Source organism: Bradyrhizobium sp. TM233, assembly GCF_036247965.1.
Taxonomy (GTDB): Bacteria; Pseudomonadota; Alphaproteobacteria; order Rhizobiales; family Xanthobacteraceae; genus Bradyrhizobium; species Bradyrhizobium ottawaense.
Genome location: NZ_BTIG01000009.1, coordinates 1 through 17,330 on the forward strand (window position 1 = coordinate 1; position 17,330 = coordinate 17,330).

Consider the following 17,330-nt stretch of genomic DNA (forward strand, 5'->3'; position numbering starts at 1 on the left):
TTGAGATCGCCGACGACGCTGTCGTCGCCGCCGCGCCCTTCAAACTCGCTCTGGCCGGTGGCCACGCCGGGCAGACCGGTCGAGCCGGTAAACCCGGCCGCATTGAACGTATCGGCATAATTGCTGCCGGCCACACCCTCGATGCCGATCAGCGTGTCTGTCCCGACGCCAGCTCCCGAGGCCGTCCCGGCCGCGAGGTTGACGGCGATGCCGCCGGTCGCATCGGTATAGATGGCGCGATCGAAGCCCGCACCGCCATCCAGAAGGTCGCTGCCGCCGAGGCCCTGGAGGCGGTCGTTGCCACCGAGACCGCTGATGGATTCGGCATTGGCGGTGCCGACGAGGTCGTTCGCGTTTCCGTCGCCGACGACCGGCGCGGCCGGCGCGCCGAACAGGAAATCGCTCGCCGTCAAGCTGCTCAGATTGACGTTCTGAAGCGTGAGGCCGTCCCCCGAGCTGAAGGTAATGACCGTGTTGGGGCCGCTCTGCACCGCATGCGCTTGCAGGTCAGAGAGGCTGAAGATGCCGTAGACCCCGGTCAGATCGAGCTTGTCCTGGCCATGGACGAAGTCCTGGATGAAGTCGAAGCCGCCGCCGCTCGCATAGACAAAGGTGTCCACGCCGGCGCCGCCACTGAGGAAGTCGTTGCCGGCACGACCATCGAGGATGTCGTTGCCGACGTTGCCGGAGAGACTGTCGTTGCTGGCGCTGCCGATGATGGTGTCGTTGAAATTGGACCCCAGGACATTGAACACGCCGCCCGTGATGGTGTCGTGGCCGACCGAGCCGTCGCCGTCGGCGGTGCCCGCAGTGAGGTTGACGGTCACGCCGGCAGTGGCGTTGTTGTACTGAATCTGCGTCGCGCCGTTGCCGGTGATCTGGTCGTTGCCGCCCTGCCCCTGGAACGAGGTCCCGCTCGGACCAGAGAATCCCGTTGCGTCGAAGATGTCGGCAAAGTTGCTGCCCAGGGCGCTGTTGACGCCGGTGAACGTGTCGTGACCGGTCGAGCCGTCGCCGGTGGCGGTGCCGCCCGCGAGATTGATGGTCACCCCGCCGGTCGCGTTGGCGAAAATCAGGCGCGTGTTGCCGTTACCGGTGATGACGTCGTCACCGCTCAGCCCTTCGAACTGGTTGAAGGTCCCGTTGTTGCCGACATTCGCGCCGGTCACCCCGTAACCGGTCGCATCGTAGGTATCGTCGAAGTTGGTGCCCTGAATGCCCTCGATCGAACGAAGCGAATCCGTGCCGTTCGAGGCGTCTCCGGCGACGATGCCGGCCGCCATATTGACGGTGATGCTTCCCGTGATGAAGAAGATGTTGTTGTAGGACGAGACGTCGAAGCCGCCGCGGCCGTCGATATAGTCGTTGCCGGCGAGGCCGGTGAAGGTGTCGTTGGTCGCCCCGCCCAGCAGCGTGTCGTCGAACATCGAGGCCTGGACGGCGTTGACGCCGGTGAAATGATCGGTGCCGACGGATGAATCGCCGGTGGCGGTGCCGGTGACGAAGTCGACCTGGACTCCGGCCGTCGCGTTGTTGAAACCGAGCCGCGTGAAGCCGTTGCCGGTGATGGTGTCGTCGCCGCCATTGCCGGTGAACTCGTTGAACGTCCCGTTCGAGCCGGCGTTGACGCTGCCCGAGCCGAAACCGGTGGCATTGTAGGTATCGGCGAAGTTGGTGCCGCGGATCGCCTCGATCCCGCGCAACGTATCGGTGCCTATGGTCGAATCGCCGGTCACAGATCCGGCGGCGAGATTGACCGTAATTCCAGTCGTGGTGTTCGGATCGACGTTGTAGTCCACACGGTCGTAGCCACCGCGGCCGTCGATGTAGTCGTTGCCCGCAAAGCCCGAATACACCTCTGCGGTGAACATCGGATTGTTGCTGCCCAGAATCGTGTCGTTATGCGCGGAGCCCCAGACGCCGTTGAAGCCGGACCCGACGAGGGTGTCGTGGCCTACCGATGCATCACCTTGGGCATAACCGGCGGCGAGATCCACCGTCACCGCGCCGGTGGCGCTGACATAGGAGACGCGCGTCAGCTCGGCCCCCTGGCTGTTGGTGTTGCTGATGATGGTGTCGTCGCCGCCTCTGCCTTCGAACTCGTTGTAGCCGACAGGGCTACCCGGGACATGTGCATCGCCGGTGAAGCCAGCCCCGTTGAATGTATCGGCAAAGTCGCTGCCGATGGCAGCTTCGATGTTGACGAGGGTGTCCGTCCCCACGCCGGCGCCGGACGCCGTTCCGGCCGCCAGATCGATGGTGACGCCGCCGGTTGCATCGGTATAGAGGGCGCGGTCAAAGCCCGGGCCACCGTCGAGGATATCGTCGCCGGAGCCGCCGACGAGATAGTCCTTGCCGGCACCGCCGAAGAGGATGTCGTTTCCGTCGCCACCGCTGATGCGATCGTTGCCGTCCTGGCCATCGATCAGATCGTTGCCGCCTCCGCCCGAAAGCACGTCATCGCCGAGCGAGCCCAACAAGGCGCTACCGACCGGGGTCAGCACGGCATTCGCAACCTCAGTGTCGAGATTATCGACAAAGCGGTCTGTGAGCTGATCAATCGATTGTTGATCCGAAAAATCGGTCGCGGCGAGTTGGTCGGCAGCAGCGCCTTGAGCGACTTGGCCGGCCTGCGCCAATTCAGTGACGTTCGTGGCCGCCTGAATGCTGTCGTTCGCGGCAGCAACGACCTCGATAACCGTCGCGGCGGCCGCCGCATCGACGCCGGAGGATGTGACGACGCTCTGAACCGTATCCAAAGATGCCAGATCGAAGACGGGCGCGCCGGGGCCGCCCAGAGACGCCGTAATAGCGCTTGCAATGGCTGTAATGACCGCGCCCGTCTCCACGCCGACGGCCGACACCTGAGCGACGGTGCTTTGGACCTGGATGGCTGCCGCGAGCACCGCGGTCGCGGTGGCGTCGTTGTTTACCGCATCGGGCACCGGGTCGAACGACCTCAGGTCGACACCTCCGGTGAGATCGAGGTTGAAAGCCGCCGCCACGGCGCTCATGGCCTGATCCGCCGTCAGCGGGTGCTCATCGTTTGCCGTGCTATCGACCAGCGCGGCGATCAGCGTCGTCAGCGGAGTGATGACGGTGGAGCCCTCCGGCGCCCTCAGCACGCCGGCGACCTGCAACCCCGTCGAGATATCGACGCCGCCGATACTCACGAGCGGACCGGAGCCGCCCGCCAACGTAAAGCTGCCGTCAGCCCGCGTCGTCGTGTGCGCCTCGCCTGCGTCGAGTATTCCGTTGTTGTTGGCGTCAGCAAATACGGTTGCGCCGCCGATATAGCCGTCGATATCCAGCGCGTTGATTTCGTTGGCACCGGACGTCACGGTCAGCGAGAGCTCGGCCGAGCTCACCGCCTGATGAACGCCGTCGTCGGAGATGGCGGTGACTTGCAGGGTGAACGGATCCGCGCTGCCGACGGCATGGTTCGGGATCAGAACGACGTTCTGGATTGAGGCGCCCGTCACGAGCCAGGCGCCGTCCCCGATCGCTGCGCCGTTCTGTACCGTAAAGCTCGACGGCACCCCCTCGATCTTCACCGACAAGGTGCTGCTCAGATCGACCTTGTCGGCCGCTATGTGAAGCGTGATGTTTCCGTCGGCGGCGCCCGACGAGTCCTGGACGCTCAGATTCGGTGCGTCCTGCGCGCCATGGATATCGAAACTGATGTTCTTGGTCGTGCCGTCGACGGACGTAACGGTGAAAGTCTCCGTCTTGGTGTCATTGGCGCCGAGATACTGAATAGCGGCGTTGTCGACCGAGTAGGTGTAATGGCCGTCGGCCAGCAGCGTCACCGTGCCGAGGTTGCCTGGTGCCGTGATCGCGCCGGCCTGGAACGCGGCCTGGTTCTGGTCGGCATCGACGATGGACAGCTGCCCGGACGCTGTCAGTTGGCCGTCCTCGGCGACATCGTGATCCCCGACATTGCCAATGGTCGCGCCGTCGTTCTCGCCGTGGATCGTGAACGTGACGTCCTTGGAGGTGCCATCCTGAGAGGTGACCCTGAACGTATCGATCTTGGTCTCGCCGGCTCCGAGATATTGCACGGCGTTGTTGGCGACAGCGTAGGTGTAGCTGCCGTTGGCCGAGAGGTTCAGCGTGCCGAGATTGCCCGGCCCTGTGAGCACGCCGGCCTGGAATGACGACTGGCCCGCATCCGGGTCGCTGACCGAGATGCTGCCGACGGCGGTCAGATTCCCGGCGTTGTTCGCCGCAAGGTCTTCCGTCACGTCGGCAATGGTGGGATCGCCGATCGTCGCCGCGTGATTGCCGCCGGCCGGGCCATGAACGGTGAAGCTGACCTGCTTGGTGGTGCCATCGACAGCGGTCACGGTGAAGGTGTCGACCTTGACGGCGCCGGCCGCCAGATTGTGCGCAGCGCTTTCGGCCACGACGTAGACATAGCTGCCGTCGCCCGACAGCAGCAGGAAACCGAGATTGCCGGCAGCGGAGCCAACGGCCGGCTTGAACGCCGCCTCGCCCTGATCAACATCCGTGATGCCGATGCTGCCGGACGCGGTGAGCACGAGTGCCGACGGATTGTCGTAGACGTCGTGAACCGTGGGTGTGCCGATCACCGCTGCGTCATTGACGCCCTTGATGACGAAAGAGACCTGCTTGGCCGTGCCGTCGAACGACTTGACGGTGAAGGTTTCGACCTTGGTGTCCCCCGCACCGAGATATTGCACGGCGCTGTTGGCGACCGAATAGCTGTAGGTGCCGTTGGCATTCAGCGTCAGTGCGCCCAGATTGCCCTGCCCCGTGATCACGCCGGCCTGGAACGTGGACTGGTTCTGGTCGGCATCCGAGATCGAGATCGTGCCTGACACCGACAGCGTCGGCGCGCTGGCGTCTTCGGTGACGGTGGTGAAGGCGGGCGCACCGATCACGGCGGCGTCGTTGGTGCCGTGAACCGTGAAGGAGACCTGCTTGGCCGTGCCGTCCAGCGCGCTGACCGTAAACGTCTCGACCCTGGTCTCGCCGGCGCCGAGATATTGAACGGCACTGTTGGCGATCGAATAGGTGTAGCTGCCGTCGGCCTTCAGGGACAGGGTGCCGAAATTGCCCAAGGCGGATACCACGGTGGTCTTGAACGCCGATTCGCCCTGATCGACGTCGGAGATCGCGATCGTCCCAGTGAGCTTCAGGGTCGGATTGCGGGAATCTTCCGTGACATCGGCAGCCGAGGGTGTGCCGATGATTGCGGTATCGTTGGCGCCCTGGATCGTGACGGTCGCCGTCGCCGTCGATGTCAGGCCGGCGCTGTTGGTCACCGTGTAGGTGAAGGTCTCGGTCGCGGACTGGCCGGCGCGCAGCGACTGGAACGCAGAACCCGGCGTATAGGCGATGTTGTGGCCGTCGGCAGCGATGCTGACCGTCCCCAGAATTCCCTGCGTATTGACGGAGGTGACGCGCAGCGTCCCGCCCGCGGGGTTGGTGTCATTGGCGAGCACGTTGATCGCAGTGGCGCCGGCGTCCTCGCCGATCGTGACGGCGTCGGCATTCGCAACCGGCTTCTGCACGATCGAAACCTGGAAGACGGCGTCATTATAGTCGGCATCGCCCGGCGCGGTGTAGCTGCCGTTGGACCTGCGTGTCGCGGCGGTATCCTCCCAGGCGATGGTGCCGGTCGCGCCGTCGGCAGTGTCGCCGGCGAGCTTGGCTGCCGTCTGCTGGCTGCCCGTGACCGACGAGGCATAATCGACGCCGCCCGCGTTCTTGGAGGTCTCGGTAAACAACGCATTGGCGCCGGCGCCCGTGAGCAGATCGGGCTTGCCGGCAACGTAGATGACGTTGCCGTTGGCATCGACATCGGCGACCGCCCAGGTGCCGTCCGAGAGCTTGATGACCTTGATGGCGCCGGTGAGATCGTCGGCATCGTTGCGGCCCTGCGCCGCACCATCCGGAATGAGGAAGAACTGGATCTTGCCGAGATCGGCGGTGCTCACCGCGAAGTCGACATGGGAGACACCGGGGGTGAGAGCGCCTGCCCCTTGCGAATCCGCATTTGCAAACAGGATTCCGCCGAGCCCTGTTGAGCTGTTGTACCAACCAAAGGTGTTGCGAAAGGCCGCGGACTCCGAGACAAAACTGGCGCGCAAAATCGTCTGGTCGCTCATGGCGAGCCCCCCTGTTACATTCTGATGCTCAAAGTTCGCCGTCAGCCCAACGGCGCGAGTTGGAAATGAAATGGTCTTGTTATGGTTGTATTGGGTATCGATTCGACGAGGCGTCGTTGCCCGACGGCGAACGGCGAAGTCCTGTCACGGAGCGACGAAGGACTTCTGATAATTGCAAATTGTTTCCATTGTTGCGTGACTGCGTCAAGACAGCACAGCTGCTAACCTTAAGCGCGGCGTGAATTGAACAGCGCAGCCGGGAAAGCTTGCGTCCCGGCTTTGCGATTGCGCCCGATTTCGGCAGGCCATGGGATCGAAGCTGTGCCGAACTGCAGCACAATACGGGATGGAATGAAGCAATCGCCTTGCCTCCCCGGCTGGCCTTGACCAGATCGCTTAAGCTGCCGAGAAAATAGATTGCGACCGTTGATAGCGCGGCTGAACAATTCGCGCCGCGCCTTGCGACCCGAACTGCGACATTCTGACGCGCCCAGATATCCCTGCTGCAGCTCGATATCGGGAGCCGAAAGCCGTCGCCGAGATCCGACTGACTCAAGCAAAGCAATGTCATCTCAATTCCTGGTGCGGCAAATATTCCTCTTCCATGGAATAGCGCCGGCACATCTGGACGCATGACCCGAATGGGTCATTCCGGTCCTGGCCACCGCCTCCAAGCAGCCAGCCGCTAGACTTTCGTCGAGTCCGATTTTTCAGGAAAAACAGGCAAGGGGGCTTGCTTCGAGCCGCCTCCTCACGAAGCATCGCCGGTCAGGGAAACGCGTCGGAGGGCCTCAGATGTCGGGGACTTTCTGCACGGCATGCAGCAAGGATGCATGTCGGGCTGCAACGAAATGCGCGGGGCTGGGCGAAGGGGACCGCGCTTGAAAGCCGACAAAATCGACGGTGCGGGACTGTCGAGGGTCCTCAATCGACTTGGCGAGGCCGCCGTGAATCCTGAAGCATGGCGCGACATCATGGATGACATCTGCAGGGCGGTGGGCGCGTCGGCGGCCATACTGCTTCAGAGTGACATCAGGACCCCCGACGTCCCACGCACAGCATCGATCGCCGAGGCTACCGATCTCTACTTCAGGAACAACTGGCACTTAAGAGACCCGCGCGCCAAGGCTTTTCCGCGCATGATGGCGGGCGAGGTCGTGACCGACCTCGATATGATGACCCCGGAGCAGATTCGCGCCGATGCCATGTACAACGAAGTGCTGTTCCCGTTCGGATACCGGTGGTTCGCCGGCATCGGCTTCTGGGCCGACAGCGCAGCATGGGCATTGACGATCCAGCGAACCGGCCACGAAGGCGCATTCGAGGCACCCGACAAGCAACTGCTTGCCCAATTGGCGCCGCGCCTGACCGAGACCGCCACGCTTGCGACGGTGATGGGAAGGGTCGCGCTCACCTCGATGACCGATGTCCTCGACCGGGTCCGACAGCCCGCATTGATCCTCAATCGGGAAGGAATGGTCCTGCGCACCAACGCAGCAGCCGAAACTGGATTCGACAACGAGATCCGCATCAGGGAGCGGCGCCTCGTTGTTCACGACAAGCAGGCGATGACAAGGCTCGATCAGCTGATCAGCATGATCCGATCGACGCCGGATGCCGCCGCCATGCCCGCCTCTCCGATCCTCGTCCGCCGGACGACAAAGCCACCGGTCGTCTTGCGGATCCTGCCAGTGGACGGCGCGGCGCGCTCCGTCTTCCTCGGCGCTCGCGCCATGCTGATCCTGTCCAATCTCATCCCGCGCGCCGCGCCGGACCCTGCCCTCATCGGCCAGGCCTTCGACCTCACGCCGGCGGAATCGCGACTGGCCGCGCTGCTTGCAACCGGCGCATCGATTGCCAGCGCTTCCGAGCACCTCGGCATCTCGCGCGAAACCGCCCGCAATCACCTCAAGTCGATCTTCTCGAAGACGGGAGCGCACCGCCAGTCGGAGCTGGTCGGTCTGTTTTCGCAGCTGGTGTGAGCGACTTACCGCTGGGCAGCCGCGGCTGCGATAACAGGGAAGTCGCCCGACGCTCTCATAGACGAAGATGACGGCTTCCATGTCTCCAGGGCGCTGGATACTGCCGAGAGTCGACGAGGGCAGGCTGCGCATGACGGTCTTCGGCCGGTTGGGATCGAGCACGCGCACTGCTCCACGATTGGGCATGAATTGCCTCACAATTGTCATAGCGCTTCCACTGCGTCGCAATATAATTCGACTAGCAATCAGGAATGATCCGGCGAACTTCAATGATCAGACATGCGATGCGCATGCTGGCCATCATGTATTGCGTTTGCGGCCAGCCCGCCTATTCAAACTACGAATCTCAAGCGGTGACACCACCGCTGTCATTCTCTCAATTCTGCATTCAGTATCCTGATGATTGCCAGCGCCATGATGATCGCAGGATCCGAGACTTCCGCTCCTCAATTCAGCGTTGGCGAGAACTCGCCCAGATCAACTCGACGGTGAATTTCGGCATAGCGCCAAAGGATCCGCCCGCAAGCCGACGTGACGCGGAATGGCAGATATTCCCTGACGAAGGCAATTGCGGCGACTATGCCGTCACCAAGCGCCATCTGCTGCTGCGATCCGGCTGGCCCAGCTCGGCCCTCCTCCTCGCAGAGGTCGTTATCCGAGCAACCGGAGAGCACCACCTTGTATTGCTGGTGCGCGAGGGAAAAGCGGTCCTCGTACTCGACAATCTGAGCCCAGTGGTCACGCCGCTGGTCGACGCTTTGGATCGGTACGTCATCATGCGCGCGGAGTCTGGCACCGAGCCACAAGAGTGGACACGACACGTCACCACCTTCTAGCTGGTCTCGCTAGTCCGGCTACTGCCAAACACGGTACGGACGCACTGAAGGTCATTACACCTCGTATGCGCGTCTGGTCGGAGGATGCTTGGCGCATTCGCTGGAGCCAGACCCTGTTAATCTAAGCTTGATTTTCGTTGGGTTTCACCCTCCCTAACGAATTCAATTTCGTGTAAGCACAAATTTCAATTTTGGGACTGATATGACAAAGAAACGAGCACTTATTACCGGGGTCACCGGCCAGGACGGCGCCTATTTGGCCGAATTGCTGCTGCAGAAGGGATACGAGGTTCACGGCATCAAGCGCCGGACCTCGCTGTTCAACACTGATCGCATTGATCATCTCTATCTCGATCCGCACGAGCCCGATCCGCCCTTCCGGCTCCACTATGGCGATCTGACGGATTCCTCGAGCCTGATCCGGATCGTCGGCCAAGTGCAACCGGACGAGATCTACAATCTCGCAGCGCAGAGTCACGTTGCCGTTTCGTTCGAGGAGCCGGAATATACTGCGAACTCCGACGCCCTTGGCGCATTGCGCATCCTTGAAGCCATGCGCATTACAGGCCTGGAGAAGAGGGCCCGCTTCTATCAGGCCTCGACGTCTGAGCTCTACGGCTTGGTCCAGGAGATCCCCCAAAAGGAAACCACGCCGTTCTATCCCCGCTCGCCGTACGCCGTCGCCAAGCTTTACGCCTACTGGATCACGGTCAATTACCGTGAAGCCTACGACATGTATGCCTGCAACGGCATTCTCTTTAACCACGAGTCTCCGGTTCGTGGCGAAACCTTCGTCACTCGAAAGATCACCCGGGCCTTAGCGCGCATTCATCTCGGCTTGCAGGATCGCCTTTATCTCGGCAATCTGGACGCCCTGCGCGATTGGGGGCACGCGCGCGACTATGTCGAAATGCAATGGCTGATGCTGCAGCAGGACAAGCCAGAGGATTTCGTGATCGCGACCGGCGTGCAACATTCTGTCCGAGATTTCGTGAATGTCGCTGCGAACGAAGTGGGCATGACCGTTCGCTGGGAAGGAAGCGGCGTCGAAGAAAAGGGATATGACGCCAAGACCGGAAAGTGTGTCGTTTCGGTCGATCCGCGCTATTTCCGCCCTACCGAAGTCGCGACGCTTCTTGGGGATCCGTCAAAGGCAAAGCAGAAGCTCGGCTGGGAGCCCAAGACGTCGTTCGAAAGCCTGGTTCGAGAGATGATGAAGGAAGATCTCGAATCCGCAAAGCGCGACGAACTCATCAAGCAGCACGGCTTCAGATATTATCCGCGCCACGAGTAGTCCCTGTCGATCGGCCAACAAGGCGAGCGAGCCAAGCAAATGAGCGCCGATTACGGCGCTCATTTTTTTGGATGCATTAGGCTACCCAATGGAGATTGCGTGCCTCAAGACGACCGAACGGCGTCCTCCACCGGAAGCGCAAACTCGCCAGCAGCGCCTTCGATGTGCGCATCCTTTTGCGCTGTCGCATTGCCCTGCCCTGCCATGGCCTCCAACCACCGGTGCACAATTGCGCCTCGGTCCCAACGATCTAGGGCGCGCCTTCTTCCTTCTTGCCCATAGTGTTCACGGAGGGCCGGCGCGTCGCTGAGTTGGCAAATAGCAAGCTCGAGAGCGGCCGAATCTCCGGGCGGAATCACAAGGCCGGCATCCGTGACCTCCGCAGCGAGCCCGGTGCCTTCTTCAGCCATCGCAATGACCGGCCGAGCGGACGCGAAGATTGCGCCAAGTTTCGAGGGCAACACCAGATCGGCAGCCTCAGCCTTCTGCGGAATCAGATGAAAATCGGCCGTGGCCATCAATTGATTGAAGCTTTCGTTGGGCTGAAGCCCAAAGAAATGGATATTGCGATGTCCGGCGGCGAGCTGCTCGAGCCTCGTTTTATGAGGCCCCTCGCCTGCAAGGATGAAGTGGATGTGCGGATGGCTTTGCTCCAGCCCAATCGCGGCCTCGATCACGAGTTCAAGGCCCTGCTTGTTCGACATCGTTCCTGAGTAGAGTGCAACGATATCGCCCTCGCCCAGCTTCAACTCCTGACGGTATTTGGTCATTCGCGAACCGGGGCAGATCGCGTTGGTGTCAATCCAGTTTCTCACCTCGGCTGTCTTGTCGGGACTGAGACCCTTGATTATCAACCGTTCCACCATCGCTTGAGAGATAGTTGAAACGTGGTCGAACGATTTGAGGATCGCCGCTTCGGCTCGAAGCATCCATTTTCGCAGATATGGATTGCGCAGCAGACCAAGATCGAATGCCGCGTCCACCTCGAAATCCTGCACATGAAGCCATGATTTGGCACCGACGCGACGAGCGACGAATGAGACGAAGGCAGCCGACATCAGCGATGGCGCGACAGCGATCATAACGTCGGGCCGCCAGGATAACGCCTCAAAGAGGACTGGCGCACCGCTCGTAAGCGCGAATGAAGCGTGATGGACCAGCCGTTTTGCACCCGAGGGATGTCCGGGCACATAAATCGGCGTACGTGTCACGCGAACGCCGTGAATATCTCTCGATCTGAAGTAAGACGACTTGAACGCCGGGGGAATCTTCCAGGCCGGATAATACGGCGGCGCCGTAATGACCTTAACTTCATGCCCCTCGGCGGCCAGACTTTCGCAGAGCTCGGCGTTGTATTTCGCCACGCCGATCAGATCGGGGGCATAGTTGATGCCGACCAAGAGAACACGCATAAGCCCCGCCCAAATCAAAGTTCAGAATAAAAAATCTTCTTGCAATCCAGGTCGTCTTCTCAGCGCGTTGCGCTGACTTCCAGATGACGTCCGTAGCCCTTCAAAAAATCTGCGTAGGCGGCCGCGAGACCAGCCCGCAGAGCAACGTTCGGTCGCCAACCAAGCCCTCGAATTCTCGAGCTATCGAGCAGCTTGCGTGGCGTCCCGTCAGGCTTCGACGTATCGAACGCGAGCTCGCCTTGATAGCCCACGACCTCCGCGACTGCCGTTGCAAATTCGGCGATCGACAATTCGTCGCCACTACCGACGTTGATCGGCAGATCGCTGGAATAGTTCTTCAGAAGGAAGACGCAGGCATCGGCGAAATCGTCGACGTTGAGAAACTCGCGAAGCGGCGTGCCGGTACCCCATACAGAGACGCTGGACGCATTGGCGATCTTGGCTTCGTGGAAGCGTCGGATCAGTGCCGCCGGAACATGGCTATGATCCGGATGATAATTGTCGCCACGGCCATAGAGATTGGTCGGCATCACGGAAATGAAATCATCGCCATATTGCCGACGAAAGGCTTGGCACATCTTGAGGCCGGCGATCTTGGCGATTGCGTACCACTCGTTGGTCGGCTCAAGCGGGCCAGTCAGTAATTCGCTTTCGGCGATCGGCTGCTTGGCGTGCTTGGGATAGATGCAGGACGAGCCGAGGAACAACAGGCGTTGCACGCCGATCGCGTGGCTCGCGCGAATGACGTTCAGCTCCACTGCAAGGTTGTCGCAGAGAAAGTCGACCGGGAAATTATTGTTGGCTGCGATACCACCGACCTTTGCCGCCGCGTGAACCACGACCTCAGGACGATTGGCCTCGAGCCATTTCAGCGTGGGCTCTTCCTTGGTGAGATCAAGCTCACGCCGATCGGCAACCAGCACGGTGCAATTCTCTGAGGCAAGCCTCCGGACGACAGCCGATCCGACCATGCCGCGATGACCCGCGACAAAGACACGTTTGCCCGTGAGATCGTAGGTTGAAACCCCTGTCATCGTATCCTCTACCGGCGTTCGATCGGCGGGATCGTCACTTCCGTGAGATCCGGCTACCGCCGCATTACGCAATCACGCTGCCGATGCAGCCCCGCCAAACTGGTAACACAATCTTCACCATGCAACAGCCTGTCCCGGCTCGACAAAGATATTCATGGTGAACCCGTGCTGCGCGCACAAAAGAGCAGCACACGGCGAAACAAAAATGAGCAAGGCAGCCGCATGAGCTGTGCGGCTGCCTTATGAATCTCTTCTAAAAAGCGGCGCTGGCCGCTTAGGTCAGCCGAATCTCAATATGCCCGACGCAGGACAGGGCCGACGGGCGCGCAAACGCGGTCCATATACCAGCCATAGGGCGTCTCGACCCGCACCAGGGGGCAGTGGCGCGACGGCACATACCTATATGGGTAGGGCTGCGCCCAGAACGTGACAGGCGTCGCCTGGCTTGCACCCGTGAGCAGGACCGCCGGCGCAGGCATTTGCATCGCCGCGCTTGCTCCGCTCGCTGCACAGAGGGAAACGGTAGCGGCCAAAAGGCCTGCTCGCATCAAGGTCTTAAACATCCCAAAAAAGCTCCTCGCCCCTGCGGATTTGGTCCATTCCCCGCGCCCTACCAGGAGGCCGCAACCCGAGAACCACCGCGAACCAGCCTAAATAGTAAAGCCTAGATTACCAAGGCTAGGGCCAAAAAGGCAACCGACGCCGCAGCTTGGGGAGGGACTTTGTAGCGATATGGCGCGCTACTGTGGCTTCTTGGTCCTATTTTTCCTCACTCCAGGCGCCCGGGGCAGCAAGGTCCGGTGAACGCCGGTACACATCTCGAAGGAACTGGTAGTTGACGGTCTGGGCCAGCGGCACGTCCTCTTCGCCAAGCTTGGCGAAGAGGAGAATGTCCCGAAGCGTCCGCCAGCGGCTTTCGTCGTAATCGCCGATCCGGCCGCCGGTCGGCAGCACCAGCGGGCGCTGCTGCTGCAGTTCGAATTTCAGTCGCTCTGAATTCAGCCTGGCCGGTCCGGCGCCGGCCAGAACGGGCACACTCCGTGCATAGTCCGCATAGGCAAACTGCCACCCCCGAATGATGCCCTGAAGAACGTCGGCGATTACGGACGGCTGGTCATGGATGAGATCATTGCTCGCGAAGTAGACCAGGCCCGGGACATGGATGCCGTAGTCCTGCGGCTTGATGACATTCAGCTTCAGGAAGGCCGGACTGGAGGGATCCGGCTGCTCGTCGATGGCAGCGATGATCGCATCCACCTGCCCGCCCCGCAGGGCTTCGAAGCTGTCGCGGTCCGGCACCTTGGTGATCTGGCTGCGGGGCAGCCCGAGCTGCGCCATCATGGCATCAAAGACGACCTCTCCCTCGCTCGCCCTGCGATACCCGACCTGCTTTCCGACCAGGTCGGCCGGACGCAGCAATCCCGAGCTTTCGAGCGTGAAAATCGCGACGGAGGTATCGAGGAAGCTTGCAGCAAACGCAGTCACGGGCGCGCCGCGCCAGCTCGCCAGCAGGAACTTCTGGCCGCTCGTCACGCCGATGGCATGTTGGCGTGCAATCGTCTGGACGAACTCAGGATCTTCGGGCTGGGCCGCCATTTGAATGCGGGAGGAGAAGTACCCCTGTCTCGATGCAGAGAGTTCGCCGGCAAACCGCGCGCGATATGGTCCGTCGAGGAGGAGCTTGACCGTGACGGCTGCGGAGGCCGTCGGAGTTCGTACGGGGGCCGCATCGGGACGAAGAAGCAGAAGCGCGGTCCCCACCAATGCCGCCGCAGCGAGGCCAATGGCAAGGTAACGCCTCCCTTTCGGCCGGGTCCGCCGCCGGGACTGGGTTCGGGGCAACGAGAGCTTCCTAACGGGTTGTGAAATTTAACATATCAGTCGAGGCGAGATGGGCTACAATGCAGCTTCTGGGGTAAGGTTAATTTTCCCTTCGCCTTGTTTTAACAGCGATTTTGACCGATAGCACGGCGCGTTCGGATAATGAATTTTGCGTCAATGGGCTTGGCAGGATGACAATTCTTTCCACTCGACCGGTGCCCGTCCCTGATTCTGCGACGGAAATCCGCGTGGTCGAGCCATCCGCGACAGCCGCCACAGGCTTTGCGCCGAGCTGGCTGCGACCTGTCGTCGTCGAGCGGTTGATGGCCGTGGTCGATGCGGCGCTGATCGTGGTCAGCGGGATCGGGTGCGCGGTCGGCTATCACATCGCGACCGCGGGCACGCTCGGCAAGGCGGACGTCTATGCGGCGGCGAGCGTCCTGGTCGCAATCAATTTCATCCTTCTGACCATCGTGCAGCACGGCTATCGCCTGAAAGCCATCACCGACTTAGCCCGCACGTTCCGGATGACGCTGACGACGTGGACCGGCCTGTTCGGCGCGTTGCTCGCGATCGCCTTCACGATGAAGGTCAGCGACGAGTTCTCGCGCGGCACCACCATCTCGTTTTATCTCGTCGGCCTCGCCGTCCTGCTCACCTGGAAGACCGCGGCCGCACGCTGGACCGCGCATGGCCTGCGCACCGGCGCCTTCGCCAACGGCCGCGCGATCATGATCGCCGAGTTCGGCCTTGCCACCTCGTCCAACGCGGTCGACGACCTCGGCCAGCACGGCTACCGCCTGATGCGGGTCATGGAAATCCCCGCCAAGGAGCTCGCCTCGCCGCTGCTGCTCTCCTCGCAGGCGCCGCGCTTCGAGGAGCTGATCACTTATGCGCGCGAGAACCGGATCGAGCACGTCTTCCTGCTGATGAACTGGAGCCGGCAGCACGCGATCGACAGCATTCTGGACGCGCTGAAGATCCTCCCCGTCCCGGTGCATCTGGTGCCGGACGCCAACACGGCGCGCTTCCTGCGCTATCCGCTGGTCGGCACCGGCAACACCTTCACCGCCGAGCTGCGCCGCGCTCCGCTGACCTTTCGCGAACGTGTGCTGAAGCGGGCGCTGGATCTCGTCGGGGCGAGCTTTGCGCTTCTGGTGTTCGCGCCCGTGATGCTGGTGACCGCGATCCTGATCAAGCTGACCTCGAAGGGCCCGGTGTTCTTCCGTCAGACCCGCCACGGCTTTGGCGGGCGCGCGTTCAAGATCTTCAAGTTCCGCACCATGCGCGTGCTGGAGGACGGCCCGACCATCGTCCAGGCGCAGAAGAACGACCCGCGCGTCACGCCAATCGGCAAATGGCTGCGCAAGACCTCGATCGACGAGCTGCCGCAGCTTCTCAACGTGCTCAAGGGCGACATGTCGCTGGTCGGCCCCCGCCCGCACGCGGCCGCCCACAACACCGAATATGAGCAGATCATCGGCAACTACGCCTTCCGCCACCACGTCAAGCCCGGCATCACCGGCTGGGCCCAGGTTAATGGTTATCGCGGAGAAACCCGCACGCTCGAGCTGATGCAGAAGCGCGTGGAGTATGATCTGTGGTACATCAATAATTGGAGCGTGGGGCTGGACATCAAGATCATCATGCGAACCGCCTTCGGCGTGCTTGATACCTCCGCATACTAGTTCGCATTTCGGGCAACTATCGTCTTATGAACCCTAATCGACGTTTCATCGTGGCGATCGGACAAATTCCACCGCCAACAGACGGGCTCGCCTACATCACGTCGGAATACGTCAAGCTTTTCGCCGAAGATCACGACGTCAAGGTTCTGAATATTTCCCCGAGGGTGTCGAAGCGGGGCCCGGCTTACCACCTGTCAAGGACCGCAATCGTTTTGCGCGCGTCGCTGCATTTGGCGCTGAACGCTTGGCGCGGAAACCGCGCCTGTTACATGCCATGCCAAAGCGATTTTGGACTTGTCTACACGGCGTATCTTTTGGCGGTCGCGCGGTTGTTCGGCTATCCAACCTATCTTCATCACCACAATTTCGGATACATCAATGAGCGGCGCCCGTTGATGGTGGCAACCCTTCGAGCGGGCGGCCCTGAGGTCGTGCACATCTTCCTTTGCGATCACATGCGGACGCGCTTCGGCCAGACCTACTGGAAACCGGAACGCTCCCTGGTGATTTCGAACGCCGCGTTCGTTTCTCCTCAAGCCAGCCTAACCCCTCTCTCGCATAGCGGATCTCTCAGAATAGGACTCCTGAGCAACCTTAATCGCGAAAAAGGGCTCTATCTCTTCCTCGATCTGTTGCGCGCGGCACGCGACGAAGGCTTAAACATACATGGAACGCTAGCCGGTCCGGTGCGCGAGCGCGACGACAGACGCGCTCTTGAGGCCGCGCAGAAAGAGCTCGGCGGTCAATTGCAATATGTCGGTCCGCTCTATGGTGATGAGAAGAACCGATTTTACGAGTCGATCGACGTGTTCGTGTTTCCGACCATCTATGCCAACGAGGCTCAGCCTACGGTGCTCTACGAAGCTCTGGCGGCCGGCAACGTCGTGATCGCATACGAGCGGGGCTGTGTTGCGTCACAAGTCGGAAGCAACGGGATCATCATACCACAAGGCGAGCCTTTTGTGGACGCAGCCCTCGCTTCGGTCCGCAATCTTGGGCTGAACCGGGAGCGCATGGCACCTCGCGCTTCCATAGCCTGTCAAATGACTGATATGCATATTGCGGAAAGAACGAAGGCGCGAGAGGCACTTTCGGCACTTCCTTCAATTTCGTAGTCGCAGAGATTTCA

General features: G+C 61.4%; 9 protein-coding genes. 5 read left to right on the plus strand and 4 right to left on the minus strand.

The genetic code is table 11. The features are described from left to right. A partial coding sequence (locus AABA86_RS20845) for a VCBS domain-containing protein (protein WP_338308208.1) occupies positions 1-6,134 on the minus strand: 6,134 nt, incomplete at its 3' end. An 881-nt stretch (positions 6,135-7,015) separates the two neighbouring features. On the opposite strand from AABA86_RS20845, the gene AABA86_RS20850 reads away from it, so the two are divergent. From AABA86_RS20850 to gmd, 3 genes are all read left to right on the plus strand, one after another. Beyond that, positions 7,016-8,116 (plus strand): helix-turn-helix transcriptional regulator, encoded by a 1,101-nt coding sequence (locus AABA86_RS20850; protein ID WP_338308209.1) that lies wholly within the window; start codon positions 7,016-7,018, stop codon positions 8,114-8,116. A 290-nt stretch (positions 8,117-8,406) separates the two neighbouring features. Further along, positions 8,407-8,952, plus strand: a complete 546-nt coding sequence (locus AABA86_RS20855) for a transglutaminase-like cysteine peptidase (protein WP_338308210.1) — start codon at positions 8,407-8,409, stop codon at positions 8,950-8,952. A gap of 202 nt (positions 8,953-9,154) precedes the next feature. Next, positions 9,155-10,246, plus strand: coding sequence for a GDP-mannose 4,6-dehydratase (gmd, locus tag AABA86_RS20860; RefSeq protein ID WP_212251236.1), 1,092 nt, complete (start codon positions 9,155-9,157; stop codon positions 10,244-10,246). Positions 10,247-10,350: 104 nt separating this feature from the next. On the opposite strand, the gene AABA86_RS20865 is transcribed toward gmd, so the two are convergent. The 3 genes from AABA86_RS20865 to AABA86_RS20875 form a co-directional block, all read right to left on the minus strand. Further along, positions 10,351-11,658: a WcaI family glycosyltransferase gene (locus AABA86_RS20865; protein ID WP_338308212.1), complete on the minus strand. Its 1,308-nt coding sequence runs from the start codon at positions 11,656-11,658 to the stop codon at positions 10,351-10,353. A 59-nt stretch (positions 11,659-11,717) separates the two neighbouring features. Beyond that, on the minus strand, positions 11,718-12,692 hold the full coding sequence (locus AABA86_RS20870) for a GDP-L-fucose synthase family protein (RefSeq protein ID WP_338308385.1): 975 nt from the start codon (positions 12,690-12,692) through the stop codon (positions 11,718-11,720). A gap of 759 nt (positions 12,693-13,451) precedes the next feature. After that, positions 13,452-14,534: an ABC transporter substrate-binding protein gene (locus AABA86_RS20875; RefSeq protein ID WP_338308213.1), complete on the minus strand. Its 1,083-nt coding sequence runs from the start codon at positions 14,532-14,534 to the stop codon at positions 13,452-13,454. A 227-nt stretch (positions 14,535-14,761) separates the two neighbouring features. On the opposite strand from AABA86_RS20875, the gene AABA86_RS20880 reads away from it, so the two are divergent. Continuing rightward, complete coding sequence (locus tag AABA86_RS20880; protein WP_338308214.1) at positions 14,762-16,201, plus strand: undecaprenyl-phosphate glucose phosphotransferase; 1,440 nt, start codon at positions 14,762-14,764, stop codon at positions 16,199-16,201. Between the two features lie 50 nt (positions 16,202-16,251). Next, positions 16,252-17,316 (plus strand): glycosyltransferase family 4 protein, encoded by a 1,065-nt coding sequence (locus tag AABA86_RS20885; protein WP_338308216.1) that lies wholly within the window; start codon positions 16,252-16,254, stop codon positions 17,314-17,316. Positions 17,317-17,330: the final 14 nt, after the last annotated feature.